The sequence below is a fragment of the Paraburkholderia sp. genome (genome assembly GCF_050742655.1).
GTDB lineage: Bacteria > Pseudomonadota > Gammaproteobacteria > Burkholderiales > Burkholderiaceae > Paraburkholderia.
In genome coordinates this window covers 18,831-45,095 of the sequence record NZ_JBOIGG010000013.1, presented here as the reverse complement: position 1 = coordinate 45,095, position 26,265 = coordinate 18,831, and the positions used below count along the sequence as shown (strand labels likewise).

Genomic DNA, 26,265 nt, shown 5'->3' with positions numbered 1-26,265 from the left:
GTGCACTTCGGGCAGTCTGGCGCGATGCGCGGCACGACCGTTCGGACGTGTACGGCAGGGCCTTCCTCCACCCTCATTTTGAGATTGCAGAATGGGCGTGTCTACGTGCTGTGCACGTGGCACTGGCGCGTCGCAGGCCTGCTATCGATGCGCATCACGACGTGCACCACGCTCCGTATTCGCAGGCGGAGAACCCGCCGCTTTCCCACCTCCCCGCTCTGCTACGCGCGGTGTTCGAGTTCGCGCAGCATCCGCTGAATTGCCCGCGCGGTTTCGATCGGCTTTTCCATCGGATAAAGATGACTGCCTTCGATCCATTCGAGATGCCCGCCAGTCGCCCGCTGTGTCGCATCGAGACCCGCCTGGCGGATCTCCTTCGAATGCGTGCCCGCGATGAACCCGACCGGCACCGGCGCCCCACGCGCGAGCCGCGCACCGACCGTATGCGGCAACGTGCGGTAGATCCGGTATTCGGTGCGGCGGTCGAACGCGAGCGCGCGCGAGCCGTCCGGTGAACTCTGCGGAATGCCAAAATCGATGTAGTCGGACAGCACGCGTTCGTCCCAGCGCGCGAACGCCGGTTTCGAATGGAAATGCCGCCATGCCTCTTCGCGGCTCGTCCAGTGCGTGCGGCGCGTGCGCGTGGCCGCGGCCGGCGACAGCCGCTCGTCGAGCCCGGTCCATTGCGACACGCGCAGCATGCTGCTGCGCCAGCCCGCGATGACCGGCGAATCGAGCATCACCACGCCCCTCACCCACTGCGGCTTTCTCAGCGCAGCCATCAGCGACAGATAGCCGCCCAGCGAATGGCCGACGAGCCACACTGGCTGCTCGTACGTGCGGCCGATGTCCTCGAGCAGCTGTTCGACGAGATGCGGCCAGTCCCGCGTGACCGGAAAGCGCGTGTCGTGACCGATGCGCTCGATGAAGCGCAATTCGTAGTCGTCCGACAGCTCCGCGAAGATCGTTCGATAGGTCGACGCCGGAAAACCGTTTGCGTGCGAGAAGTGGATGATGTTTTTCAACTGCGGCTGTCTCCGTTCTGAATGCGGTGCTGAACCCTGACCCCTAACCCAAACTGCGGCGTGTCCGCCCGCTGACCGCCGCGGCGCCATCGCTTGCCCAATCACTGGCCCATCCAGTAGCGCCGCTGCGTATCGCGGTACCGATCGAGCGACAGCGTCGTACCCGCCGCCTCGACCGTCACCGCACCGTCGTCGTCGCTGCGTGCGAGCTCGATGTGCCGCGCCTCGTAACGCGCGAACACGCCGGGATGCGGGTGATGAAAACGGTTGCGATAGCCTACCTGAAATACGGCGATGAGCGGACCGACAGAATCGAGGAACGGCTCGGTCGACGACGTATGGCTGCCGTGATGCGGCACGAGCAGCACCTGCGCGCGCAGCGCGGCGGGATCGCGCCCGCGCAGCGTGCGTTCGACCGGCGCCTCGATATCGGCGGCCAGCAACGCGGCCAGCGCGGGCGCGCCGTTCGGCGCCGCGATGCTGACGCGCAGTACGCAGCACTGGTCGTTCGGACTGCCGCGCAGCGGACCCGGGTCCGGCCACAGCATCGCGAAGTCGACGCCGTCCCACTGCCAGTGCTGCCCCGCGGCGCAGCGCACGCGGTCGGCGCCCACCGCAATCGCGCGGCTCCACAATGCATGCGTGCCGGGCAACGACGCGAGCAGTTGCCGCACGTCGATGTTGTCGAACACCGCCGACGCTCCGCCCGAGTGATCGGAATCCGAATGACTGATGACGAGCGCGTCGAGCGTCGTCACGCCGTGCGCCTGCAGGAACGGCACGACGATGCGCTCGCCCGCATGGGTCGACTCCGCGCCCGGCCCCGCGTCGAACAGCAGCGTGTGATGCGCGGTCTCGACGAGGATCGACGAGCCCTGCCCGATGTCGAGCGCGGTCAGCCGGAACGTGCCTGGTGGCGGCCCGGCAGGCGGCGGCAACAGCAGCGGCAGGCACGCGAGCGCCCCCGCCGGCCGCAGCGGCCAGCCACGCGGCGCGAGGCACCACGCGACACCGAGCGCCGCGCACGCAAGCGCACCGATGCCCGGCCGCGGCAGAAACCACAGCGCCCACTTCGGCGCGGCGAGCCATTGCAGAACCGGCATCAGCGCGCGCAGCAGTGCGTGTGCGACGTCGAACGCAAATGCATCGAGCGGTGCGGGCAGCGCGGTACCCACGAGCACCGCGGGCGTGACGAGCAGACTCATCCATGGAACCGCGAACACATTCGCGAGCGGCCCGACGAGCGGAATCTGCGCGAACCACCAGACGGTGAGCGGCGCGAGCGCGATCGTCACCGCGAACTGTACGCGCGAGCCTTCGCGCAGATGATTCGCCCAGACGCGCAGACTGCGCCGCACGAAGCGCCGGACAACAGACTCATGCTCGATCGTCTCATTGGGCACCACGCGATGCGACGGTCCGGACAGCGCGAACAGGATCGCCGCGACCGCGCAGAACGACAGCCAGAATCCCGCCGACAGCACCGCCCACGGATCGATCAGCAGCACGAGGCCGAGCGCCCACGCGAGCACGACCGACGCCGGGACCGTGCGGCCACTCGCGAATGCCAGCGCGACGACCGTTAGCATCCACAATGTGCGTTGCGCCGGTACGTTGAAACCGGCCAGCGCTGCATACACTGCGGCGAACGCCGCGCCGCCGGGCGCCGCGACCTTCTGCGCCGGCACGCGCAACGCCCAGTTGCGGCCGACGAAGCCTGAGCGCCGCCACACGCCGCCCACCATCCACGCAGCGAAGCCCGCGACAAGACCGATATGCAAACCCGAGATCGCGATCAGATGACTCGTGCCGGTATCGCGCATCGCTTTCCAGTCGTCCGCGCTCACGGCGTCCTGCGCACCGACTGCGAGCGCGACGACGATCCCGCGATGCGGTGCATCCGCGAGCACTGTATCGATCCGCGCGCGCAGCGCGGCGCGCCAGCGATCGATCGTCACCCCAACGCTGTGCGCATCGCCTGCGAGCCGCATTGCACGAATGGGTGCGCTGACGTAGCCGGTCGCGCGCACGTCGCGTTCGAGCCAAGCGGCCTCGGCGTCGCGCACGCCGGGGTTCGCGTTGCCGTGCGGCCGTTTGAGCCGCACCGGCAGACGCCAGCGCGAACCGGGCGGCAGTGCGGGCGGCGGCGCATCGCGGGCGATCCACGATAGCTGCAGCGTGCGCGGAAAATGGGGAATCGGTGCGGCGACCGTATCGACGTGGAATAGAAAACGTACTCCGTTTTCATCGACCGAAGGCAGGCCGTCGATATAGCCGGTCACGTCGATGTCGCGCCCTTCCCAGGCGTGCGGCAAGCCCGCCGCGAGACGCAGTTCCGCGCGCCAGGCTGCATAGCCGAAGCCAATACATACAGCGGCGAACATCAGCGCACTTGCGCCAAAATAAACGCGAGCCTTCTCGCAAGGCCACACAGCGACGCTCACGCCCGCGATTGCCATCGCGATCAGCATGCCCCACGCTGTCGCCGACGGCAACGCTGCCTGCTGCTGCAAGACCATCACGCCCAACGCAAACCCGCACCACACCGCCCGCACTCGCCCTCCCCGCTCGCCGTCGACAGCGGTCGCCGCGTCGACGACAAAACGGCAAGCGAAGCTCACCGCAGCGGTCGCGAGAACGCGGCCCGCTGCGGACGATTATGCGGAGGATCGGGCGAGCCGGGGCAGCGCGACGTGCGCGTTAGCCGTTGTGCCGAGGGCGAGTTCGTCTTCGCCGATGCCGCGCAGTTGCGCGAGGCACGCACCGATGCGCGGCACCTGATCCGGCGTGTTGCGCTGCCGGTAGAGCCATTCGGGCGCGATGTCGGGCGCGTCGGTTTCGACGACGAGCGCATCGAGCGGCAACTGCTCCGCGAGCCGGCGAATCTGCCGTGCGCGCTCGAAAGTGAGATTGCCGCCGAAGCCGAGATGCATGCCGTGATCGATGAACGCATGCGCCTGCTGGAAGCTGCCGTTGAACGCGTGCGCGATGCCGCGATGCACGCCATGTCGACGGAGCCCCTTCAACACCTGGTCCTGCGATTTACGCACGTGACAGATCACCGGCAGATCGAATTCGCGCGCAAGCTTGAGTTGCTCGTTGTAGAAGAACTGCTGACGTTCGTCGTCGAGACCGGGGACGAAATAGTCGAGACCGATTTCGCCGAGCCCGACGAACAGGGGATCGTCGAGGCTCGCTTCGATCTCCATCCGCAACGCGTCGAGGTCGCTGTCCTGCGCTTGCGGCGTGAAGAGCGGATGGATGCCGAGCGCGTACGCGCCGCCCGCCACCCGATGCGCGAGCTCGCGGACCCGCGAGAAGTGGTCGCGCGCGACGCCGGGAATCACGATCCGCGCGACACCCGCGTCATGCGCCGCCGTGGCGACCGCGTCACGGTCCGCGTCGAATTCCGACGCGTCGAGATGACAGTGCGTATCGATCCACATGCGCGGCGCTCCCCGTCAGGGTGAAACGTCAAACGAAACGTCGAACGTCAGGCCGAGACCTTCGGCTCCTCGTGCAGCACGCCGTCGCGCAACCGCATGATGCGGTCGCAGCGCGCCGCGAGTTCCATATCGTGCGTGACGATCACGAAGCTCGTATTGAGCGTTTCGGACAGTTCGAGCATCAGGTCGAACACCGTGTCCGCGGTACCGCCGTCAAGATTGCCCGTGGGCTCGTCGGCAAGCACGCACGCGGGCTTCGTCACCAGCGCGCGGGCGATCGCCACGCGTTGCCGCTCGCCGCCCGAGAGTTCGCCGGGCCGGTGCTTCGCACGATGCGCGAGCCCAACGCGATCGAGCATCGCGAGTGCTTCGCTGCGCGCGGCCTCGGTCGTGAGGCGACGGATGCGCAGCGGCATCGCGACGTTGTCGAGCGCCGTAAATTCCGCCAGCAGATGATGGAACTGATAGACGAAGCCGAGCGCGCGGTTACGCAGGTCGTTGCGCTCGCGCTCGGACAGCTTCGTGAACGGCTTGCCCATCACCGACACCTGGCCCGCGCTCGGATCGTCGAGACCGCCGAGCACATGCAGCAGCGTGCTCTTGCCGGAGCCCGACGCGCCGACGATCGCGAGCTTCTCGCCGCGATGCACGGTGAGCGCGGTGTTGTCGAGCACCTGCACGTTCAGGCCGCCCTGCACGAACGACTTCGAGATGCTCAACGCTTCGAGCACGTAGGGGTACTTGCTGGCATCGCCGGACATCGTATCGGGCCGCTTCTGGTCGAGATCGAGATTACTCATAGCGGAGCGCCTCCGCCGGACGGACCTTCGCACCGCGCCAGCTCGGGTACAGCGTGGCAAGCGACGACAGCACGAACGCAATCACGCCGATGCGGATCACGTCGCTCGGGACCAGTTCCGACGGCAGCTCGCTGATGAAGTACACCGACGGCGGCAGGAACTGCACGCCGAGCAGATGCTCGATCATCGGCACGAGCCACGGAATGCTCCACGCGATCAGACAGCCGAGCGCGACGCCGGTCGCCGTGCCGACGAAGCCGATCGTCACGCCCTGTATGACGAAGATCTTCATGATCGAGCCCGGCTGCGCGCCGAGCGTGCGCAGGATCGCGATGTCCGCCTGCTTGTTGGTCACGGTCATCACCAGCGACGACACGAGATTGAATGCCGCGACCGCGATGATCAGCGTAAGGATGATGAACATCATCCGTTTCTCGATCTGCACCGCGGAGAACCAGGTCTTGTTCTGCTGCGTCCAGTCGCGGATATACAGGTCGCCCGACAGTGAGCGCGCCAGTTGATGCGCGACTTCCGGCGCGCGCTGCATGTCGGTTAGTCGCAGCCGCACGCCCGTCGGCGCGGGTAGCCGGAACAGCGCCTCCGCGTCGCGGATGTTGATCAGCGCGAGCGTGCTGTCGTATTCGTAATGCCCGGACTCGAACACGCCGACCACGGTGAACTGCTTGAGCCGCGGCAGCATGCCGGCCGGCGTTATCGTGCCTTCCGGCGCGACGAGCGTGATCTTGTCGTCCTTGCGCACGCCGAGATTCGCGGCGAGATCGGCGCCAAGCACGATGCCGAAATCGCCAGGGGTCAGCGAGTTCAGCGTGCCTTCCTTCATGTCCTTGCCGATGTCCGACACCTCCGGCTCCAGCGACGGTTCGACGCCGCGCAGCGCGACCCCGCTCACCGCGTCGGCACGCGTGAGCAGCGCCTGCGCTTCGACGTAAGGCGCCGCGCCGATCACCTCGTGGTTCTGCCGGGCTTCTTTCGCGGTCAGTTGCCAGTTGGGCATCGAGCCGGTCGGCGAAAAGATCTCGACGTGCGCGAGCACCGACAGCATCCGGTCGCGCACTTCCTTCTGGAAGCCGTTCATCACCGACAGCACGACGATCAGCGCCGCGACGCCGAGCGCGATGCCCGACATCGACACGAGCGCGATGAAAGAAATGAAGCCGTTGCCGGTCGTGCGTTTGCCAGCGCGGGTGTAGCGCCAGCCGATCTGCCATTCGTAGGGAAATTTCAAGCGAATCCTTATCTGCGTTCTACGGCCGTCGGCGCGGTATGCCGTGGTGCAGCGCGACCGGCCCTGACCGCGCACCACCGTTGCCCCCGGATACCGCCCCTGCCGTTGCTTTTTACTGTTGCTCTATTGTTGCGTGTCATGCCGTGCGTGCCGCGTTGTATTTTCTCGCCGGGATCTTACGGCTGTTTACCGGTGCGTCGTCCCAGCCTGCTGAACAAGGCGCCTGTTGCTTCGGGTGCCGGGAGGGCCTAATGGTTCCTTCGGGACTCGTGCGCCACCGCCGATACACCGATCAACCGCGAAGTTTGCCATACAATGCGCAGCATCATGCATGTCGACCGCCTCCATCTTTTGCTGCCTTTCGCGCTGCCCGCCGCGGCCGACGCATCCGCCACATTGTCCGGCACGGCTTACCCGGCACTGGCCCGGCTGATCTCACGGGCGACCGAAGTCGAACGGGTGATCGGCGAGGACTTCCAGCGCACGTTGCCGCACGAACGCTGGATCGCGAAGCGCTTCGGCGCGGTCGCTGACGTTGCCAACGCTGCAGCCGCTACCGACGAAGCCCCTCTGGCCCCCTACATGCTGCTCGCCGACGGCGGCGATCCCGGCAGCGCGACGTGGGCCTGCGTGCAACCGGTCCACGTGCGCATCGCACACGACCATCTCGTGTTGATCGATCCCGCGTCGCTCGACGTGTCCGACGACGAAGCCGCGACGCTGCTTGCACTCGCGCGGCCGCTGATCGAAGAACTCGGTGTGCGCATCGAGGCGCCACAGCCGACGCGCTGGTATCTGTCGAGCGATGCGTTCGGTACGCTCGCGGGCGCATCGCCGCTGCGCGCGAGCGGCCGCAACATCGAAATCTGGCTACCTCACGAAGCGCATACCGGCGCCCGTTCACGGATGTGGATGAAGCTTCAGAACGAAGTGCAGATGGCGTGGTTCGAGCATCCGGTCAACGAAGCACGCGAGGCGCGTGGGCTGCCCGCCGTCAACTCGATCTGGTTTCATGCGCAGGGCGCGGCGCAATCGGTGACGAGTCCGTTTGCGCGGGTACTGTCGGCGGCCGCGGCCACGCGCGGACTCGCGCTCGCGGCGGGTACGCCAGTTGGCGACGCGCCGGCTTCGTTTGCAGCGCTCGAAGCGTCGACTACGGCATCGACTAACAACACGCTCGTCGAACTCGATCCGCTGTCCGCGCCGTTTCTCGAGCGGGACTGGGCCCGCTGGAACGATGCGTTCGCAGCACTCGAGCGCGACTGGTTCGCGCCGGCGCTCGCGGCATTGCAGACCGGCCAGCTCGGCGCGTTCGAATTCACGCTGTGCGGCGATACCGGCTCGGTCACGCTCGCGGTGACCCGCGGTGACCTGCGCAAATTCTGGCGACGCCGCGTATTCGCGTCGCTGTTCATCGAATGACTTCACGACTCTCCGGCAGCTTGCCCGCATGACTCGAATCGTTACGCGCACGTGCCCTCCCGCCGACGCCGAAGTGCTGGCCCGGCATGGCCTGCATCCGGTCCTCGCGCGGCTCTATGCGGCACGCGGCGTCTGCCGCCCCGACGAGCTCGAAACGGGCCTCGCGCGGCTCGTGCCGCCCGGCGCGCTGAAGGGCTGCGACGACGCGGCCGCGCTGCTCGCCGATGCGCTCGCCGCCGGTCGCCGCATGCTGGTCGTCGCGGACTACGACTGCGACGGCGCGACCGCCTGCGCGGTCGCCGTGCGCGGCCTGCGGATGTTCGGCGCGCAGATCGACTACCTCGTGCCGAACCGCTTCGAATACGGCTACGGACTCACGCCCGAGATCGTCGCGCTGGCGGCCACGCGATCCTCGGTCAAGCCCGATCTGCTGATCACCGTCGATAACGGCATCGCGAGCGTCGATGGGGTCGAGGCGGCGAACGCGCTCGGCATCGACGTGCTCGTCACCGACCACCATCTGCCCGGCGACACCCTCCCCGCCGCGCGCGCGATGGTCAATCCGAACCAGCCGGGCTGCACGTTCCCGAGCAAATGCATCGCGGGCGTCGGCGTGATGTTCTACGTGCTGCTCGCCCTGCGCGCCGAACTGCGGCGCCGCGGCGCGTTCGGCGACGCACGGCCGGAGCCGCGCCTCGACGGCCTGCTGGATCTCGTCGCGCTCGGCACGGTCGCCGACGTCGTGAAGCTGGACGGCAATAACCGCGTACTCGTCGCGCAGGGGCTGCAGCGCATCCGCAACGGCCGCATGCAACCGGGCATCGCCGCGCTGTTTCGCGCGGCAGCCCGCGACGCGCGCAGCGCATCCGGCTTCGATCTCGGCTTCGCGCTCGGGCCGCGGCTGAACGCGGCGGGCCGGCTGTCGGACATGTCGCTCGGCATCGAATGCCTGATCACCGACGACATCGGCCGTGCATGGGAACTCGCACAGCAGCTCGACGGGATGAACCGCGAGCGGCGCGAAATCGAGGCCGGCATGCAGCAGCAGGCGCTCGCCGATCTGTCCGAGGTCGACCCCGAGGGCGCAGCGACGATCACGCTGTTCAACGAGACCTGGCACCAGGGCGTGATCGGCATCGTCGCGAGCCGGCTGAAGGAAAAATTTCATCGGCCGTCGTTCACGTTCGCGCCTGCCGACGATCGCGGCGAACTCGTCAAGGGCTCGGGCCGCTCGATCCCCGGCTTCCATCTGCGCGACGCGGTCGATCTGATCTCGAAGCGCCAGCCGGGTCTGATCATGAAGTTCGGCGGCCACGCGATGGCTGCCGGCCTCACGCTCGCCGCCGCCGACGTGCCGCGCTTCTCGGCCGCGTTCGAAGCGGTCGCCCGCGAGTGGCTGTCGGACGACGCGCTTGCGCGCACCGTCGAAACCGACGGCGATCTGGAAGACGCTTATTTCACGCCGCAGTTCGTCGAGCTGATCGAGGCCGCGGTGTGGGGCCAGGGGTTCCCGGCGCCAGTGTTTTCCGGCGAATTCGACGTGGCGTCGCAGGCACTCGTCAAGGACCGGCATCTGAAGCTGCAGCTGCTGCGCGGCCGGCAGCGTTTCAACGCGATCTGGTTTAATCACACCGAGACGCTGCCCGCCCGGACGACCCTCGCCTACCGGCTCGCGTGCGATACGTGGAATGGCGTGTCGCGAGTGCAGCTGATCGTCGAGCACGCGGCCGGCTGAAACGCTGCCTGAAGCGACAGCCAACGCGGTGAGCCAGACCCGTGAGGCGGGCCCGATGGGCTATAATTCGCCCTCTTTACAGCATCGGAAGCAAGAAGACCCACATGGAAGCGGAACGCCTCAACGCGATCGAAAGCTCCCTCGCAGACCTGCGCCATCGCGCGGGCGAGCTACGGGGGTATCTTTGACTACGACACCAAAGCTTTACGTCTAGTCGAAGTCAACAGGGAACTCGAAGACCCGGACGTCTGGAACGACTCGAAGCACGCCCAGGCACTCGGTAGGGAAAAGAAGCTGCTCGAAGGCGTCGTCGATACGCTGTTCGCGCTCGATAACGATCTGCGCGACACGCAGGATCTGTTCGACATGGCGCGCGAAGAGAACGACGAAGACACGCTCGTCGCGTGCGAGGCCGATGCGGCCGGGCTCGAACAGCGCGTCGCCGACATGGAATTCCGCCGGATGTTCGCGAACCCGGCCGACCCCAACAACGCATTCATCGACATCCAGGCCGGTGCCGGCGGCACCGAAGCGTGCGACTGGGCCGCGATGCTGCTGCGCCAGTATCTGCGCTACTGCGAGCGCAAGGGCTTCAAGACCGAAGTGCTCGAAGAATCGGAAGGCGACGTCGCAGGCATCAAGAACGCGACGATCAAGGTCGAAGGCGAATATGCGTACGGCTATCTGCGTACCGAGACCGGCATTCACCGGCTGGTGCGCAAGTCGCCGTTCGATTCGTCGGGCGGACGGCACACGTCGTTCTCGTCGGTGTTCGTGTACCCGGAAGTCGACGACTCGATCGAGGTCGACATCAATCCGGCCGACCTGCGCATCGATACTTATCGCGCGTCGGGCGCGGGCGGTCAGCACATCAACAAGACCGACTCCGCGGTGCGGATCACGCACCTTCCGTCGGGCATCGTCGTGCAGTGCCAGAACGACCGCTCGCAGCACCGCAACCGCGCGGAAGCGATGGCGATGCTGAAATCGCGCCTGTACGAAGCGGAAATCCGCAAGCGCCAGGCCGAGCAGGACAAGCTCGAGGCGGGCAAGACCGATGTGGGCTGGGGTCACCAGATCCGCTCGTACGTGCTCGACAACAGCCGTATCAAGGATCTGCGCACCAACGTCGAAATCAGCAATACGAAGAGCGTGCTCGACGGCGATCTCGACCCGTTCATCAGCGCCAGCCTGAAACAGGGCGTCTGACGTCTCACGGGGCGGCGCAGCGTGCGGCCGCCCCAACAGAAGTCATTGAAGTCACCCAAGCCGTGTAGCGTGCACTTTTACTGCCGTTGCGGGACCTTCCCGATTACCGAACCATCATGACCGAACCGAATCAGCCGAATGCCGGCGCCGAGCTTGACGAGAACCAGCTCATTGCCGAGCGCCGTGAAAAGCTGCGCGCATTGCGCGAGCAGGGCATCGCCTACCCGAACGACTTTCGTCCGACTCACCACGCCGCCGATCTGCAGGCGCAGTACGCCGGCAGTGACAAGGAAGCGCTCGAAGCAAGTCCGCTCGACGTCGCGCTGGCCGGCCGGATGATGCTCAAGCGCGTGATGGGCAAGGCCAGTTTCGCGACCGTGCGCGACGGGTCGGGCGAGATCCAGTTCTTCATCACAGCTGCCGACGTCGGCGAAGCCACCTACGACGCCTTCAAGAAGTGGGACCGGGGCGATATCGTCGCGGCGCGCGGCGTGCTGTTCCGCACGAACAAGGGCGAGCTGTCGGTGCGCTGCACCGAACTGCGTCTGCTGACCAAGTCGCTGCGTCCGCTGCCGGACAAGTTCCACGGTCTCGCCGACCAGGAGATTCGCTACCGCCAGCGCTACGTCGACCTGATCGTCACGCCGGAAACGCGCCAGACGTTCATCGCGCGCACGAAGGCCGTGTCGTCGATCCGCAAGTTCATGGCCGACGCGAACTTCATGGAAGTCGAAACGCCGATGCTGCACCCGATTCCCGGCGGCGCGGCGGCCAAGCCGTTCACCACGCATCACAACGCGCTCGACATGCAGATGTCCCTGCGCATCGCACCCGAGCTGTATCTGAAGCGGCTGGTGGTCGGCGGCTTCGAACGCGTCTTCGAGATCAACCGGAATTTCCGCAACGAGGGCGTGTCGGTCCGGCACAACCCGGAATTCACGATGATCGAGTTCTACGCGGCGTACACCGACTACGCGTGGATCATGGACTTCACCGAGCAGTTGATCCGTCAGGCCGCGATCGACTCGCTCGGCAGTGCAACGATCACGTACCAGGGACGCGAGCTCGATCTGTCGAAGCCGTTCCATCGCCTGACGATCAACCAGGCCATCCAGAAATTCGCGCCGCAATACACCGATGCACAGCTTGGCGATGCCGCGTTCCTGCGCACCGAACTGAAGAAGTTCGGCGTCGACGCGTCGCAACCGCAGTTCCTGAACGCAGGAGTCGGCGCGCTGCAACTCGCGCTGTTCGAAGAGACCGCCGAAGCGCAGCTGTGGGAGCCGACCTACATCGTCGACTATCCGATCGAAGTGTCGCCGCTCGCGCGCGAGTCCGATAAATTCGCCGGTGTCACCGAGCGCTTCGAACTGTTCATCACGGGCCGCGAAATCGCCAATGGCTTCTCCGAGCTGAACGATCCGGAAGACCAGGCCGCGCGTTTTCGCAAGCAGGTCGACCAGAAGGATGCCGGCGACGAGGAAGCGATGTACTACGACGCCGACTACATCCGCGCGCTCGAATACGGCATGCCGCCGACCGGCGGCTGCGGGATCGGCATCGACCGTCTGGTGATGCTGCTGACCGACAGCCCCAGCATCCGCGACGTGATCCTGTTCCCGCACCTGCGCCGCGAAGACTAACGCGCGGGCGCGAGTTGTGGCAGCATCGCGCAGCGTTCGAAGGGGCGGCCGGATCATCCGGCCGCCCTTTTCTTCTTATGGTTTGTAACTATCGGTAAAAGCCTACCGATACACCGATGTCAGCGTGCGCGCAGCCGCTCGAAACATCGTGAGAATTCAAGGCTCCGCAGGCCCACGAGTGCCCGTTCACGCGGCTTGCATCGGTCGTGCTGCGGATTTCGTTACAAATTGAAACCCCGCCGATTCGTACGTGTCCGACACTAGTCTGGATCACACTCGACTCTGCTTGAGACGGAGGCCAATCATGGACAACCTGAACAACACGCAACCCGCGCAACAGAACACTTCGAAACGCCGTATGCACCCGCTCGTCGCGACCGCAGCCGGTGCGGTGATCGTCGCCAGCCTCGCGGCCACCGCGGCCGTCACGGGCATGTTCCCGAAGGCGTCGAGTACCGACGCACAGACCGACCAGACGCAGGCCGCGCAGGTTTCACCTGCCGCGGCATCGCAGGCGGTCGTCGATTCCGCGGCGCCGGCCAATCCAGCCGCCTACGCGCAGCAGCAGCAACAGCAACAACCACAGGCACCGCGTGCGCCTGCGCCGACGCAGCAATATGCGGCTCAACAGGCGCCGCAATACGCTCAACAGCAGCCGGTTCAGCCAGCGTACTGCCAGTCCTGCGGCACGGTCGAAGGGATTTCGGCGGTTCGTCAGGAAGGTCACGGAACCGGGATCGGCGCGGTCGGCGGTGCGGTGGCCGGCGGTGTCGTGGGTAACCAGTTCGGCCGCGGCGGCGGTCGTACCGCGATGACGATTCTCGGCGCGCTGGGCGGTGGGTTCGCGGGTAACTCGGTCGAGAAGCATCTGCGCAGCACGACGTCGTACTCGGTCCGCGTGCGGATGGAGAACGGCCATACGCGCTACTTCACGTATGCGTCGCCGCCGCCGTTCCAGCAAGGTCAGCGCGTGCGCATCGAAAACGGCACGATCGTTGCGGGCTGAGTGCGCTTCTGATTCGCTCCCGATCATGATGATCGGGATCTGATCAAAGCAGCAGGCAAACAAAAAGGCGATTCCTCACGGAATCGCCTTTTGCTTTTATTGCGGCCTGCAGAGAAAACCGCCTGACTCAGTAATCCGCGTCCTCGATCCACGCGGCCTGGATCGCCTCGAGGATTTTCTCGTTCGACCGGTTCGGGTCGTCGTCGAAACCTTCCAGCTCCATCACCCAGCGGTGCAGATCGGTGAAGCGCACCTGCTGCGGATCGATGTCCGCGTGCTTGTCGGTCAACGCCATCGCGATGTCCTGCGTGTCAGTCCACTTCATGGCAGCTCGCTCCTGTTAGTGATTTTCCTTCGCATGATTGATCGAATAGCGCGGAATCTCGACGACGAGATCCTCGCTTTCCGGCATGATCGCCTGGCAGGACAGCCGCGACTCGCGTTCGAGCCCCCACGCCTTGTCGAGCAGATCGTCCTCATCTTCTTCCGACGGCGTGAGCGCGTTGAACCCTTCTCTCACGATCACATGACACGTCGTGCAGGCACACGATTTTTCGCACGCGTGCTCGATCTCGATGCCATTGTCGAGCAGATTGTCGCAGATGCTCTTGCCCGGTACGGCGTCAATCACCGCGCCTTCGGGGCACAGTTCGACGTGAGGCAGCACAACGATTTGAGGCATACGTATTCCGTTAGTCCGCGACGCGGCCGCCAGGTCGGCTCCACGTCATTTTACTGGTCGCGCATGCCGTTTTGGCACACGCGTGTGTTTCGTCTGGCACCTTCGTGCAGGCACATCTGTGCCCGCGTTTAGATCTCGTCGAGCTTGCGGCCCGCGAGTGCGCGGCGGATGCCCTTGTTCATCCGGCGCGCGGCGAATTCGTCGGTGCCTTCGGCGAGCGTCTTCGTCACGGCCTCGATCACGCCAGCGTCATAGCTCTGCGCGACCGCCTGTAACGCGGCGATCTGTGTGTCGAGCTGCGCACGTTCGGCTTCGTCGAGCAGTTCGCCATCGGCGGCAAGCGCCGCGCCGGTCGCTTCCAGCAGACGCTGCGCTTCGACCTGCGCCTCGCGCAGCGCGCGGGCGCGCATGTCGACTTCAGCGGTCTGGAAGCTGTCTTCGAGCATCTTCGCGATGTCGTCGTCGGCGAGGCCATACGACGGCTTGACGACCACCGATGCCTCGACGCCCGACAGCTGTTCGCGCGCGAACACGGACAGCAGGCCGTCTGCGTCGACCTGATACGTGACGCGAATCCGCGCCGCGCCGGCGGCCATCGGCGGAATGCCGCGCAATTCGAAACGCGCGAGCGACCGGCAGTCGGACACGAGCTCGCGCTCGCCCTGCACCACGTGAATCGCCATCGCCGTCTGGCCGTCCTTGAAGGTCGTAAAGTCTTGCGCACGCGCGACGGGAATCGTCGAGTTGCGCGGCACGATCTTCTCGGTGAGACCACCCATGGTCTCGACGCCGAGCGACAGCGGAATCACGTCGAGCAGCAGCCAGTCGTCGCCATCACCGCCCCGGTTGCCGGCAAGCAGATCGGCCTGGATCGCCGCGCCGAGCGCGACGACCTTGTCGGGATCTAGATTGATCAGCGGCGGCTGGCCGAAGAACGTTTCGACCGCGCACCTGATCACCGGCATCCGCGTCGCGCCGCCGACCAGCACGACACCTTTGATCTGCGCTGTGGTGACCTTCGCGTCGCGCAACGCTTTCTTCGTCGGACCGAGCGTGCGCTGCACGAGCGCCTGCGTAACCGTTTCGAACGTCGCTTCGTCGATCGTCAGATCGAGTTTCGCGTCGTTCGACAACGTTACCGCGAGCCGCGCGAACGTCGCGTCGGACAGCGCTTCCTTCGTTTCGCGCACGGTGTCGAGCAACAGACGCACGTCTTCGGGCGTCAGCGTGTTGGGGGCGATGCCGGCCTGGTCCAGCGCGTGGCGATACAGCGCCTGGTCGAAGTCGTCGCCGCCGAGCGCCGAATCGCCGCCGGCCGCCAGCACTTCGAAGACGCCCTTCGTGAGCTTCAGAATGGACAGATCGAACGTACCGCCACCGAGGTCGTACACCGCGTACAGGCCTTCCGCGCCGTTATCGAGACCGTAGGCGATCGCGGCCGCGGTCGGCTCGTTCAAAAGACGCAGCACGTTCAGGCCGGCCAGGCGCGCGGCGTCTTTCGTCGCCTGGCGCTGCGGCTCGTCGAAGTACGCGGGCACCGTGATCACCGCGCCGACCAGTTCGTCGCCGAGCGTGTCTTCGGCGCGCTGGCGCAACGTCGCAAGAATTTCGGCGGACACTTCGACCGGGCTCTTCACGCCGTCGACCGTGCGGATCTGCACCATCCCCGGCGCGTCGACGAAGTCGTACGGCGCGTTTTCGGCGCCCTCCACTTCGCTCTTGCCGCGCCCCATGAAGCGCTTGACCGACACGATCGTGTTGCGCGGATCGGTCGCGGCCTCGGCCTTTGCGATCCGGCCGATGCGCCGGCCACCCTTCGGCAGATAGCGGACGACCGACGGCAGCAGCGCGTGACCTTCCTCGTCGGGCAGCACGTCGGGCACGCCGCTGCGCACCGCGGCGACGAGCGAGTTCGTGGTGCCGAGGTCGATGCCGACTGCGAGGCGCCGCTGGTGCGGCGCGGGCGCCATGCCGGGTTCGGAGATTTGCAGTAAAGCCATCAGTGATCTTCTTCGGAATCGTTCGATCCGCATCGGGCGGATCGCATTGCTGTTGGGGGCGTCGCCGGGGGTCGCTGCCTCATCTGAACATTCACGCGGGCGTTCACGCGTCGAGCCGTTCGATCTGGGTGCCGATCTCCGCTGCGACGCGCTCGATGAACATCAACTGGCGCACCGCTTCGCTCGCGGCCTGGTCCGCGTTGCTGTCGAGCAGCGCGGCAAGCTTGCCGAAACGCACGCGCTCTTCGTCGCGCAGTTCGGTCAGCAGCGACTCAAGTTCATCGACGTTCTTCGCGCCGGCCGCGTCCTCGATCCGTTCGCGCCATTCCATCTGCTGCATCAGGAACGCCGGCTCCATCGCGGTGTTGTTCTCCGCACCGACGTCGATGCCGCGCAGTCCGAGCAGATACGTCGCGCGCCGCAGCGGATCGCGCAGCGTCTGATACGCCTCGTTCGTGCGCGTCGCCCATTGCATCGCGATACGCTTCTGCGCGTCACCGGCGGCCGCGAAACGGTCGGGGTGCACCTGTGCCTGCACGGTGCGGTAAGCGTCATCGAGCGCGTGCGCATCGAGCGCGAACTGCGCCGGCAGGTCGAAGAGATCGAAGTGGCTGTCGTTCAGCGAGGCCATCTTGAGTGTCATTCGCGTGGGTCGCGTGGGTCGGTTCAGGGAGTAGAGGCAACGGGGGCAATGGGCAACGCGCGGCGGGAAATTAAAAAGGCGGCCCGCGCCGCCTTTTTGCCACTCTGCGCGCGCTTACACGCGGAACGATTCGCCGCAGCCGCACTCGTCCTTCACGTTCGGGTTATTGAACTTGAAGCCTTCGTTCAGCCCTTCACGCGCGAAGTCGAGTTCCGTGCCGTCGATATACGCGAGGCTCTTCGGGTCGACGATGATCTTCACGCCGTTGCACTCGAATACCTCATCTTCCGGCGCGAGGTCGTCCACATACTCGAGCTTGTACGCGAGCCCCGAGCACCCGGTCGTCCGCACGCCGAGCCGCAGCCCGACGCCCTTGCCGCGGCGCGTCAGGTACTTCTGCACATGCTGTGCCGCTTTTTCCGTCAACGTGATTGCCATAACGTCTCTCATTGCTCCGTTGCGCGCCGGTATGCGCTCATCCTGCTTCACATCCGCCACGCGCGTCGGCCCTGCTCCGCTTCTGCTGTTCCGTACCGTACGGCGACGCGGCTCGTACTGACTTCGACCGCCGCGCCGTCGTGTGTCCGGAGTAGCCCGCTCAGGCCGCCTGCTTGCTGTCGCCCGCTTCGGCGGTTTCGCCGCCGTGACGCTGCCGGTAGTCGGCCACTGCAGCCTTGATCGCGTCTTCCGCCAGGATCGAACAGTGGATCTTCACCGGCGGCAGCGCGAGTTCTTCCGCGATCTGCGTGTTCTTGATCGACATCGCCTGGTCGAGCGTCTTGCCCTTCACCCATTCGGTGACGAGCGAGCTCGATGCGATTGCCGAACCGCAGCCGTAGGTCTTGAACTTCGCGTCTTCGATCACGCCGTCCGCGCCCACGCGGATCTGCAGCTTCATCACGTCGCCGCAGGCCGGCGCGCCGACCATGCCGGTGCCGACCGTATCGTCGTCCTTCGCGAACGAACCGACGTTGCGCGGGTTTTCGTAGTGATCCAGCACCTTGTCGCTATAAGCCATGATGACACTCCTTGATTCGTTTCAACCTGCATTCGATATAAACGGGCGCGTCAGTGCGCAGCCCACTGGATCGTCGAAATATCGATCCCGTCCTTGTGCATTTCCCACAGCGGCGACAGGTCGCGCAGCTTCGCAATCTTGGACTTCAGCAGGTTGATCACGTAATCGACGTCCTGCTCGGTCGTGAAGCGGCCCACCGTGAAGCGGATCGAGCTGTGCGCGAGTTCGTCGTTACGACCGAGCGCGCGCAGCACATACGAAGGTTCGAGCGACGCCGACGTGCACGCCGAACCCGACGACACCGCGACGTCCTTGACGGCCATGATCAGCGACTCGCCTTCGACGAAATTGAAGCTGATGTTCAGGTTGTGCGGCACACGCGTTTCCATGTCGCCGTTCACGTAGACCTCTTCGATCTCGGACAGGCCGCGCAGCAGACGGTCGCGCAGCATGCGGATGCGCTCGTTCTCCGTCGCCATTTCTTCGCGTGCGAGGCGGAACGCTTCGCCCATGCCGACGATCTGGTGCGTCGCGAGCGTGCCCGAACGCATGCCGCGTTCGTGACCGCCGCCGTGCATCTGCGCTTCGATCCGCACGCGCGGCTTGCGGCGCACGTACAGCGCGCCGATGCCCTTCGGGCCGTAAGTCTTGTGCGCCGAGAACGACATCAGGTCGACCTTCAGCTTCTGCAGGTCGATCACGACCTTGCCGGTGGCCTGCGCCGCGTCGACGTGGAAAATGATCCCTTTCTCGCGGCAGATTTCGCCGATCGTTTCGATGTCCTGGATCACGCCGATCTCGTTGTTGACCGACATCACCGACACCAGAATCGTGTCCGGACGCAGCGCCGCCTTGAAGACGTCGAGATCGATCAGACCGTCATCCTTCACGTCAAGATACGTGACGTCGAAGCCTTCGCGCTCGAGCTCGCGACAGGTGTCGAGCACAGCCTTGTGCTCGGTCTTCACCGTGATGATGTGCTTGCCCTTGCTCTTGTAGAAATGCGCGGCGCCCTTGATCGCGAGGTTGTCGGATTCGGTCGCGCCCGAGGTCCAGATGATTTCGCGCGGATCGGCGTTGACGAGCGCCGCGACGTTCTCGCGCGCTTCCTCGACCGCACGCTCGGCGTCCCAGCCATACGAATGGCTCCGCGACGCCGGGTTGCCGAACTGCTCGCGCAGATACGGGATCATCTTGTCCACCACGCGCGGGTCGACCGGAGTCGTCGCGCTGTAGTCCATGTAAATGGGCAGGTGGGGAATATCGTTATTCATCAGTTGCTCCGGGGACATATTGTTCTGACGTTGCATTCCAGGCTCGCTCTCGCGGCGCGCTCAGGAACTCGCCATGTTGAAAACGGAATTCGGTCCTTTCGGCACGGCGCGCACCGTTTCGGCCGCTGCGGGGGCCTCGCTGCGCCGATCGCGTAGCACCGCCGGGGCACTTTCGCGCGAGCGCTGCTGATCGACCAGATCCTTCAGCGACACCGAATCGAGGTACTCGACCATCTTCTGGTTCAGCGTCGACCACAGTTCGTGCGTCATGCAATGGCCGTCGTGCTGCTTCGTGCCTTCGCAGGTGCCCTTGCCGCCGCACTGGGTCGCATCGAGCGGCTCGTCGACGGCGATGATGATGTCGGCAACGGTCACGTCCTCGGCGCGGCGGGCAAGATTGTACCCGCCGCCGGGCCCGCGTACGGACTCGACGATCTCATGGCGGCGCAACTTGCCGAACAGCTGTTCCAGGTAGGACAGGGAGATGTGCTGGCGCTGGCTGATACCCGCAAGCGTCACCGGGCCCTGCTCCTGGCGCAGTGCCAGGTCAATCATCGCCGTGACGGCGAAACGGCCTTTCGTGGTGAGTCTCATGATGTGGGTGTCCGCAATTCTCGACAATTTTCGTCAAGTATAAATACATGAGCGTTTTAGTCAAGTATCCCTATCGCGAATTGGGTCATTACTTAACTGCAAACGGCCTGAATGCGTGTTACGTCTGAAGCAATTGGGGCCGAAGGACTGCAACGAGTCCGCGGCATGCCGCCTCGCACTGATCGAGCACCTGCTCGAAGCCAGCGGCGCCTCCGAAATACGGGTCGACGACTTCCCTCGATCCCGACCAGCGGTTGTCCGTGTCGGGCACGAACTCCATCAACAGACGGATCTTGTCGCGCTGCTGCGGCGGACACACGGCGCGCAGCGCGGAGATATTCGCGTCATCCATTGCGATCAGCAGATCGAAGCGTTCGAAATCGTTCACGGCGATCTGCCGGCCTTTTAATGCGGACAGATCGTAGCCGCGCTGTCCCGCGGCGCGTTGCGCGCGCTCGTCCGGTGCCTCGCCGACGTGCCAGTTGCCAGTGCCGGCCGAATCGACCTCGATGCGATCCGCGAGCTTCGCCTCGGCGAGCTGATGCCGCATCACGCCCTCGGCAGTCGGGGAACGGCAGATGTTCCCGAGACAGATAAAGCAGATGGCGATGGATTTCATCAGCGGCTTTTTCGTGCGTTCGGGCGGCGGTGCCGCGCAGGTTCAATGGGTCAGAAAAACGGGTGCCGCGATTAGACAAAGCGGCTGTCGAACGCGCCGGGCATGGCCCGGCGCGCAGCGGAGTTAAAACGATGCGGGCAACGGCAGCGCCGTGGCGCGGATCGGCTTCATAGGCGTGTCGATTGTGTCGGCGATGAAACCGTACGACACCGTACGCGCCAGTTCCGCGGTCAGCTGGTTCGCGGCGAGCGGCGCCTGCGACGCGCGCGAAGCCGCGTCGCTGCAGATGTGAAGAAACGCGGCCGCTGCGAGCGGTACGACGATGGCCAATGGCCAGTACACCGATATTGTCTTTTTCATGATGTCGCTCTCTACGTTTGGCGCGGGTCTCGCGACTCACTGTGCGTCACGTGAAGACCCATTACGCCTTGATGCAATGATAGAGGTTCGAACAATCCGGAAAAACCCGCGCAGGCAGAATACAGTGTTGTCTCCGAATGAACAGTGACCGAAGTGGAGCCGCGACAATCGCGATGGATCGCCATGTAAACGAGCAGACAGAAATCTTACAAAGACATACAGACGAAAGAACCGGTCGGGTGGAAAATCAAGACAACCTCCCTTCAGGATCGCATCAATGTCGCTTCTGCTGAAACGCGTTGTACCGCTCGCAGGCCTCGGGCTTGCCGCGTTGCTTGGCGGTTGCGCCGCCTACCCTGACGGCACCCCCATGTACGGCAACGGCTACGATGCCGGCTATGCCGACTACGGCGACGCTGGCGGCGGCCCGGCCTATTACGGCGCGCCGGCCGACCAATCGAACGTCTATCTGGGCTTCGGCGGCTATTCCGGACCGTCCTATCCGGACCGTGGCCCATGGTGGGGCCAGCCGGGCTATCGTGGACGTCCCGACGACAACGGACGGCGCGACCCCGACCGGAGCGGTTGGCGCCCCGATCACGGCGGCTGGCGCGGACCGGGCGGCAATCCGCCGCAAGCCAACCCGCCTCAAGCGAATGCGCCGGGTGGTGGATGGCATGGAAGCGGCAATCCCGGCGGTCGACCCGCCGGCCCGCCTCCGCAGGCGCCCGGCGGCGGAGGCGGCTGGAATCGAGGGAACGGAGGGAATGCGGGACATGGCGGGAACGGCGGCGACCGCGGGGGTGATCACGGTGGCAACCGCGGCGGCAGTCGCGGGTCGGCCAGCAATGACGACCAGTCCCACGGTGGCCGCCATTGACGGCATCACCCACACACCGTGGCCGCGATCAACCGAGGTGGCTACGCTGCGCCTTGTACAGCTCGCGAAAAGTACGCCCGACCGGTGCGGGCATGTCGCGCGTACCGGTCCAGCCGCCGCCGAGCGGCAACCGCGCGATCGAACGCTTCCGACCGCCCATCCGTTCTAGCACCCGCACCGCGAGCTTCGTCAGTAGCGCGTACGCATCCGGATGCAACGCGAGATAGCCCCACACGGCGAGCCCCACCCGCTCGCGCCACGGACGCAGCCGGCGCTCCACCTGTTTCTCGCGCAGCTTGCGCAGCAGATCCGACAGCGGAATGCCGACCGGGCAAACGCTGTTGCATTCACCGCATAGCGTCGCGGCCTGCGGCAGGTCGAGCGCCTTGTCGAGCCCTACGTAGCTCGGCGTCAGCACGGAGCCCATCGGCCCCGGATACACCCAGCCGTACGCATGCCCGCCGACCTTCTGATAAACCGGGCAATGATTCATGCATGCGCCACAGCGGATACAGCGCAGCATCTCCTGAAAGTCGCCGCCGATGAGCCCCGTGCGACCGCCGTCGACGAGCACCACGTACATGTGCTCGGGACCGTCCTGGTCGCCCGGTCCGCGTGGTCCCGTCAGCACCGAAAAGTAGTTCGACGTCGCCTGGCCGGTCGCCGAACGCGGCAGCAGACGCATTGCGGTGGCGAGATCCTCGAGCGTCGGCAGCACCTTCTCGATCCCCGTGATCGCGACGTGCACGCGCGGCATCACCGTGCACATGCCCTCGTTGCCCTCGTTCGTCACGATCGCCACCGAGCCGGTTTCCGCGATCACGAAGTTGCCGCCGGTCACGCCCATGTCGGCGGTCATGAAGTGCGGGCGCAGCATCTCGCGCGCTTCGTGTGCCATCTCCGGAATCTCGGTGAGGCGCGGACGCTGATGCGTCTTCGCGAACAGATCCGCGATCTCGTCCTTGTCCTTGTGCACGACGGGCGCAATGATGTGGCTCGGCGGCTCGTTGTCGTTGATCTGCAGGATGTATTCGCCGAGATCCGTCTCGATCGACTGCACGCCCATCTCGCCGAGCACCGCATTCAACCGCATTTCCTCCGACACCATCGACTTCGTCTTGATCACTTTCTTCACGTCGTGCCGGCGCGCGATGTCGGCGACGAGCCGCGCCGCCTCCTGCGTCGTCTCCGCGAACAACACCGTCACACCGCGCCGCGTCGCTTCGCGCTCGAAGGTTTCGAGCCAGACGTCGAGGTTCTCGAGCGCGCGGTCGCGGCGCGCCTTCAACGCATCGCGCGTCGCTTGGAAATCGATCGCGGTCATCGCTTCGGCGCGGGCCGACACGAACTTCGTCGACAGCTTCGTGAGGTTCTGCTGCAGACGCTGATCGGCAAGCTTCTGACCTGCGCGCGCCTTGAACTGCATCGATTGAACTTGCATGGCGGCTCTGAGAAAAGCGTGGAAACGGAAATGGTGTTGAGCGGCGCGGCTGGCTCAGGCGTCGCCGGCCAGCACCTGCGCAATGTGCAGCACGCGCGTCGTCGTGTCGCCGGTGCGACGCAGGCGCCCTTCGATGTTCAGCATGCAGCCGAGATCGCCGAGCACCACCGCGTCCGTGCCGCTCGCGGCAATGTTCGCGCACTTCTCGTCGACGATCGCCGTGGAGATGTCGCCGTACTTGATCGCGAACGTGCCACCGAAACCGCAGCAGTGTTCGCAGCCCTTCATTTCCGTGACCGGCACGCCGGCCTGCGCGAGCAGCGCGCGCGGCTGCGTCTTGACGCCCAGTTCGCGTAGCCCCGAACACGAATCGTGATACGTCACCGGCCCGGCGAATCCGACTTCGGCCAGTTCGATCTTCGCGACGTTGACGAGGAAATCGGTCAACTCGAATACCTTGGGCCGCAGCCGGCTGTAGCGGCCCATCAGTTCGGGATCGTCGCGGAACAGGTCGCCGTAATGCGCGTGGATCATGCCGCCGCACGAGCCCGATGGCACGACCACATAGTCGAACTGTTCGAACTCGCGCACCGCCTTCTCGGCAAGATCGCGCGCAATCCGGCGGTCCCCCGAGTTGTAGGCCGGTTGCCCACAGCAGGTTTGTGCGGGTGGCACGATGACCTCGAAGCCGGCGCGTTCGATCAGCTTGATCGTCGAGAAGCCGATTTCCGGGCGCATCAGGTCGATCAGGCACGTGACGAACAGTCCGACTCGCATGAGGTCTCCTCCAGGATGGCGTTCCCGATTATCCGCTGTTTGATCGTCGGCACCAACGCCGCGCGGGCTTCGGCGCGAGCGGCGCGGATTTGAATGCTGTCTCGGACGGCGTTCGCTTTTTTCACCATACGAGATACAATCAATTTTCCCGCTGCTTGACACGTCAACTGATCAATCCCCATGAGCGAAAAGAACCCGGATCCCAAGACTTCGATCCAGGTGATCGAGCGCATGATGCGCTTGCTGGACGCCCTCGCGGCGCACAGCGACCCGGTCAGCCTGAAAGAACTCTCCCTGCGCACCGAACTGCATCCCTCCACCGCACACCGCATTCTCAACGACATGGTCACATGCCGGCTGGTCGATCGTTCGGACCCGGGCACCTACCGGCTCGGCATGCGTCTGCTGGAACTCGGCAATCTCGTGAAGGCTCGCCTGTCGGTGCGCGATGCCGCGCTGACGCCGATGCGCGAGCTGCACCGGCTCACCGGGCAAACGGTCAATCTGTCGGTACGTCAGGGCGACGAGATCGTCTATATCGAACGCGCTTACTCGGAGCGCTCCGGCATGCAGGTGGTGCGCGCGATCGGCGGCCGTGCACCGCTGCATCTGACGTCGGTGGGCAAGCTCTTTCTCGCCGCCGACGAAGCGACCCGCGTACGCGCTTACGCGACACGCACCGGGCTGTCAGGACATACGCAGAACAGCATCACCGATCTCGCGAAGCTCGAGCGCGAACTGAATTTCGTGCGCCAGCAGGCGTGCGCACGCGACAACGAGGAACTCGAACTGGGCGTGCGCTGCATCGCCGCGGGCATCTACGACGACACGGGCAAGCTGGTCGCTGGCCTGTCGCTGTCCGCGCCAGCCGACCGGTTGCAGGATTCGTGGCTCGGCCAGGTCAGCAAGACAGCGCTCGTGATCTCCGAATCGCTCGGCTATCACGCGGATGCAGCCAAGGTGGTCCAGAGCCTTAACAGCCACGCGCCGCACCACGCCTGAACGCGGATACACGGGTAAGCGGACACAAAGAAAAGAGCCTCGCATCGCGAGGCTCTTTTGCATTTGACGCCAGGTTCCCTTTTCAGGCGAACCGACGAAGAAGTCAGGTGCCCGCACCGCCGGCATCCGCGCTGGTGATACGCGCTTCGCCGCCGTTATCGAGCCACGTCCGCAGACGCGCCGCATCCGCGAACCGCGAATACTTGCCCGACGAATCGAGCAGCACCATGATCATCGGACGGCCGTGGATCGTCGCCTGCATCACGAGGCACTCGCCCGCTTCGTTGATGAAGCCGGTCTTTTGCAGGCCGATATCCCATGTCGGGTTGCGCACCAGCGCATTCGTGCTGTTGTACGCAAGCGAGCGCTTGCCGGTGAACACTTCGTAGCTGCGATCGGTCGAGAAGCGGCGGATCAACGGATACTGATACGCGGCGTTGACCATCTTCACGAGATCGCGCGCGCTCGAGACGTTCTGGCTCGTGAGGCCGGTCGAATTCTCGAAGTGCGTATCGGTCATGCCCAACTGCTTCGCCTTCGCGTTCATCGCGGCGATGAACGCCGGACGGCCGCCCGGGAAGTAGCGCGACAACGCGGCGGCCGCGCGGTTTTCCGACGCCATCAACGCGATGTGCAGCATATCCTCGCGCGACAGCACCGATCCGACCGACAGGCGCGAGCCCGTGTTCTTTTCGTAATCGCGGTCTTCGTCTGTGACCTCGATCTGCTCGGTCATCGGCTCTTTCGAATCGAGCACGACCATCGAGGTCATCAGCTTCGTGATCGACGCGATCGGCACGACGGCCTGCGAGTTCTTGTCGAACAGCGGCTCGGCCGAATTCTGGTCGACGACATACGCGACGCTGGAGCGCAGCGCGAGCGCGTCGGGCGTGTCGTGCAGTCCAAATGCCTGGCCGACTGACGGCTGACGCGGTTCGAACGCGACGCGACGCACCACCGAGTGGTGACGCCCGTTCATCGTGTACGAGACGCGACGCCTCTTCGCGACGACCCGCGGCGCGTCATCGCCCGCCTTCACGGCGGCGGTTTTCACCGCGGTTTTAGAGGACCGTGCCGCCACCGTTGCAGCGCCGCGCGTGGTCTTGCGTGCGGTTTTGGCGGATTGGGCGGTACGTTTGGCGTGCGTAGTCGTGGACGCGGCAAACGCGTCTACTGGCATCGCAAATGCCGCTGCAATGACGGCCGAAGCGGTCAGCGACAGCACGGCGCCGAGTACGGCGCCGTGGAGTGTTCTGAGCGGCGAAAACATGTCGGTTTTCATTGGTGTTCTGAAGGGAGCTGCAGGAGTTTTCCGCAAGTGTAGTAAAAGCGTGAAAAATTAGCAATATTAAGCACTTATCGGTTCTCGTTAAACCTCGTTGTAAGGTTTGATTGAGTGAACCAACCAAGTTTGCCGTTCAATCGAAAAAAACGATCGCGCTG

Annotated in this window: 26 protein-coding genes; 7 read left to right on the top strand and 19 right to left on the bottom strand. The window is 65.0% G+C overall.

Going from position 1 to position 26,265, the window contains the following annotated elements; translation table 11 throughout:
- Positions 1-221: 221 nt before the first annotated feature.
- The 5 genes from ACREXZ_RS18880 to ACREXZ_RS18860 all read right to left on the bottom strand — a co-directional run bounded on the left by ACREXZ_RS18880 (position 222) and on the right by ACREXZ_RS18860 (position 6,517).
- Entirely contained in the window at positions 222-1,025 is an 804-nt protein-coding gene (locus ACREXZ_RS18880) for an alpha/beta fold hydrolase (protein WP_431765636.1), read from the bottom strand.
- Between the two features lie 101 nt (positions 1,026-1,126).
- Positions 1,127-3,580 (bottom strand): DNA internalization-related competence protein ComEC/Rec2, encoded by a 2,454-nt coding sequence (locus ACREXZ_RS18875; RefSeq protein WP_431765767.1) that lies wholly within the window; start codon positions 3,578-3,580, stop codon positions 1,127-1,129.
- Between the two features lie 102 nt (positions 3,581-3,682).
- Positions 3,683-4,471 (bottom strand): TatD family hydrolase, encoded by a 789-nt coding sequence (locus ACREXZ_RS18870; protein ID WP_431765635.1) that lies wholly within the window; start codon positions 4,469-4,471, stop codon positions 3,683-3,685.
- 47 nt (positions 4,472-4,518) lie between these two features.
- On the bottom strand, positions 4,519-5,232 hold the full coding sequence (lolD, locus tag ACREXZ_RS18865; protein WP_431765766.1) for a lipoprotein-releasing ABC transporter ATP-binding protein LolD: 714 nt from the start codon (positions 5,230-5,232) through the stop codon (positions 4,519-4,521).
- Positions 5,233-5,263: 31 nt separating this feature from the next.
- Positions 5,264-6,517 (bottom strand): lipoprotein-releasing ABC transporter permease subunit, encoded by a 1,254-nt coding sequence (locus ACREXZ_RS18860; protein WP_431765634.1) that lies wholly within the window; start codon positions 6,515-6,517, stop codon positions 5,264-5,266.
- Positions 6,518-6,832: 315 nt separating this feature from the next.
- On the opposite strand from ACREXZ_RS18860, the gene ACREXZ_RS18855 reads away from it, so the two are divergent.
- The 5 genes from ACREXZ_RS18855 to ACREXZ_RS18835 all read left to right on the top strand — a co-directional run bounded on the left by ACREXZ_RS18855 (position 6,833) and on the right by ACREXZ_RS18835 (position 13,532).
- Complete coding sequence (locus ACREXZ_RS18855; protein ID WP_431765633.1) at positions 6,833-7,939, top strand: regulator; 1,107 nt, start codon at positions 6,833-6,835, stop codon at positions 7,937-7,939.
- Positions 7,940-7,967: 28 nt separating this feature from the next.
- Positions 7,968-9,674 carry a single-stranded-DNA-specific exonuclease RecJ gene (recJ, locus tag ACREXZ_RS18850; protein ID WP_431765632.1) on the top strand — a complete coding sequence of 569 codons (1,707 nt, stop codon included), beginning with the start codon at positions 7,968-7,970 and terminating at the stop codon, positions 9,672-9,674.
- Positions 9,675-9,778: 104 nt separating this feature from the next.
- A protein-coding gene (gene prfB / locus ACREXZ_RS18845; protein ID WP_431765631.1) for a peptide chain release factor 2 occupies positions 9,779-10,883 on the top strand; the annotation gives its coding sequence in 2 pieces (ribosomal slippage) (positions 9,779-9,859 and positions 9,861-10,883; 1,104 coding nt in all).
- 116 nt (positions 10,884-10,999) lie between these two features.
- Positions 11,000-12,526: a lysine--tRNA ligase gene (gene lysS / locus ACREXZ_RS18840; RefSeq protein WP_431765630.1), complete on the top strand. Its 1,527-nt coding sequence runs from the start codon at positions 11,000-11,002 to the stop codon at positions 12,524-12,526.
- 304 nt (positions 12,527-12,830) lie between these two features.
- Positions 12,831-13,532, top strand: coding sequence for a glycine zipper 2TM domain-containing protein (locus ACREXZ_RS18835; protein ID WP_431765629.1), 702 nt, complete (start codon positions 12,831-12,833; stop codon positions 13,530-13,532).
- Between the two features lie 127 nt (positions 13,533-13,659).
- Here ACREXZ_RS18835 and iscX read toward each other — a convergent pair whose 3' ends face one another.
- The 10 genes from iscX to ACREXZ_RS18785 all read right to left on the bottom strand — a co-directional run bounded on the left by iscX (position 13,660) and on the right by ACREXZ_RS18785 (position 20,722).
- Complete coding sequence (gene iscX / locus ACREXZ_RS18830; protein ID WP_431765628.1) at positions 13,660-13,857, bottom strand: Fe-S cluster assembly protein IscX; 198 nt, start codon at positions 13,855-13,857, stop codon at positions 13,660-13,662.
- A gap of 15 nt (positions 13,858-13,872) precedes the next feature.
- Entirely contained in the window at positions 13,873-14,214 is a 342-nt protein-coding gene (gene fdx / locus ACREXZ_RS18825) for an ISC system 2Fe-2S type ferredoxin (protein WP_431765627.1), read from the bottom strand.
- A 128-nt stretch (positions 14,215-14,342) separates the two neighbouring features.
- Positions 14,343-16,214 (bottom strand): Fe-S protein assembly chaperone HscA, encoded by a 1,872-nt coding sequence (gene hscA, locus ACREXZ_RS18820; protein WP_431765626.1) that lies wholly within the window; start codon positions 16,212-16,214, stop codon positions 14,343-14,345.
- A gap of 103 nt (positions 16,215-16,317) precedes the next feature.
- On the bottom strand, positions 16,318-16,845 hold the full coding sequence (hscB, locus tag ACREXZ_RS18815; RefSeq protein WP_431765765.1) for a Fe-S protein assembly co-chaperone HscB: 528 nt from the start codon (positions 16,843-16,845) through the stop codon (positions 16,318-16,320).
- Positions 16,846-16,971: 126 nt separating this feature from the next.
- Positions 16,972-17,295, bottom strand: a complete 324-nt coding sequence (gene iscA, locus ACREXZ_RS18810; RefSeq protein WP_431765625.1) for an iron-sulfur cluster assembly protein IscA — start codon at positions 17,293-17,295, stop codon at positions 16,972-16,974.
- Between the two features lie 160 nt (positions 17,296-17,455).
- Positions 17,456-17,875 carry a Fe-S cluster assembly scaffold IscU gene (gene iscU, locus ACREXZ_RS18805; protein ID WP_431765624.1) on the bottom strand — a complete coding sequence of 140 codons (420 nt, stop codon included), beginning with the start codon at positions 17,873-17,875 and terminating at the stop codon, positions 17,456-17,458.
- Positions 17,876-17,925: 50 nt separating this feature from the next.
- Positions 17,926-19,149, bottom strand: coding sequence for an IscS subfamily cysteine desulfurase (locus tag ACREXZ_RS18800; protein ID WP_431765623.1), 1,224 nt, complete (start codon positions 19,147-19,149; stop codon positions 17,926-17,928).
- Positions 19,150-19,209: 60 nt separating this feature from the next.
- Positions 19,210-19,743 carry a Fe-S cluster assembly transcriptional regulator IscR gene (gene iscR / locus ACREXZ_RS18795; RefSeq protein ID WP_431765622.1) on the bottom strand — a complete coding sequence of 178 codons (534 nt, stop codon included), beginning with the start codon at positions 19,741-19,743 and terminating at the stop codon, positions 19,210-19,212.
- Positions 19,744-19,861: 118 nt separating this feature from the next.
- Entirely contained in the window at positions 19,862-20,362 is a 501-nt protein-coding gene (locus ACREXZ_RS18790; protein ID WP_431765621.1) for a low molecular weight protein-tyrosine-phosphatase, read from the bottom strand.
- A gap of 123 nt (positions 20,363-20,485) precedes the next feature.
- Complete coding sequence (locus tag ACREXZ_RS18785; RefSeq protein ID WP_431765620.1) at positions 20,486-20,722, bottom strand: hypothetical protein; 237 nt, start codon at positions 20,720-20,722, stop codon at positions 20,486-20,488.
- Between the two features lie 277 nt (positions 20,723-20,999).
- Between ACREXZ_RS18785 and ACREXZ_RS18780 the strand changes: the two genes are divergently transcribed.
- The gene (locus ACREXZ_RS18780) at positions 21,000-21,602 is read left to right on the top strand and encodes a hypothetical protein (RefSeq protein ID WP_431765619.1); all 603 of its coding nucleotides are present in this window, start codon (positions 21,000-21,002) and stop codon (positions 21,600-21,602) included.
- Between the two features lie 28 nt (positions 21,603-21,630).
- Here the strand turns inward: ACREXZ_RS18780 and ACREXZ_RS18775 are convergent, their stop codons facing one another.
- Genes ACREXZ_RS18775 through ACREXZ_RS18765 form a run of 3 tightly spaced genes read right to left on the bottom strand, consistent with a single transcriptional unit; the run spans position 21,631 to position 24,053 of the window.
- On the bottom strand, positions 21,631-23,043 hold the full coding sequence (locus ACREXZ_RS18775; RefSeq protein ID WP_431765618.1) for a lactate utilization protein B: 1,413 nt from the start codon (positions 23,041-23,043) through the stop codon (positions 21,631-21,633).
- Between the two features lie 54 nt (positions 23,044-23,097).
- Positions 23,098-23,820, bottom strand: a complete 723-nt coding sequence (locus ACREXZ_RS18770; RefSeq protein WP_431765617.1) for a (Fe-S)-binding protein — start codon at positions 23,818-23,820, stop codon at positions 23,098-23,100.
- Positions 23,790-24,053: a hypothetical protein gene (locus tag ACREXZ_RS18765; RefSeq protein ID WP_431765772.1), complete on the bottom strand. Its 264-nt coding sequence runs from the start codon at positions 24,051-24,053 to the stop codon at positions 23,790-23,792. Before ACREXZ_RS18765 ends, ACREXZ_RS18770 begins: the two co-directional genes overlap by 31 nt.
- Between ACREXZ_RS18765 and ACREXZ_RS18760 the strand changes: the two genes are divergently transcribed.
- Positions 24,001-24,822, top strand: coding sequence for an IclR family transcriptional regulator (locus ACREXZ_RS18760; RefSeq protein WP_431765616.1), 822 nt, complete (start codon positions 24,001-24,003; stop codon positions 24,820-24,822). The genes ACREXZ_RS18765 and ACREXZ_RS18760 overlap by 53 nt on opposite strands.
- 103 nt (positions 24,823-24,925) lie before the next feature.
- Here the strand turns inward: ACREXZ_RS18760 and pbpG are convergent, their stop codons facing one another.
- Complete coding sequence (gene pbpG / locus ACREXZ_RS18755; RefSeq protein ID WP_431765615.1) at positions 24,926-26,104, bottom strand: D-alanyl-D-alanine endopeptidase; 1,179 nt, start codon at positions 26,102-26,104, stop codon at positions 24,926-24,928.
- Between the last annotated feature and the right edge of the window lie 161 nt (positions 26,105-26,265).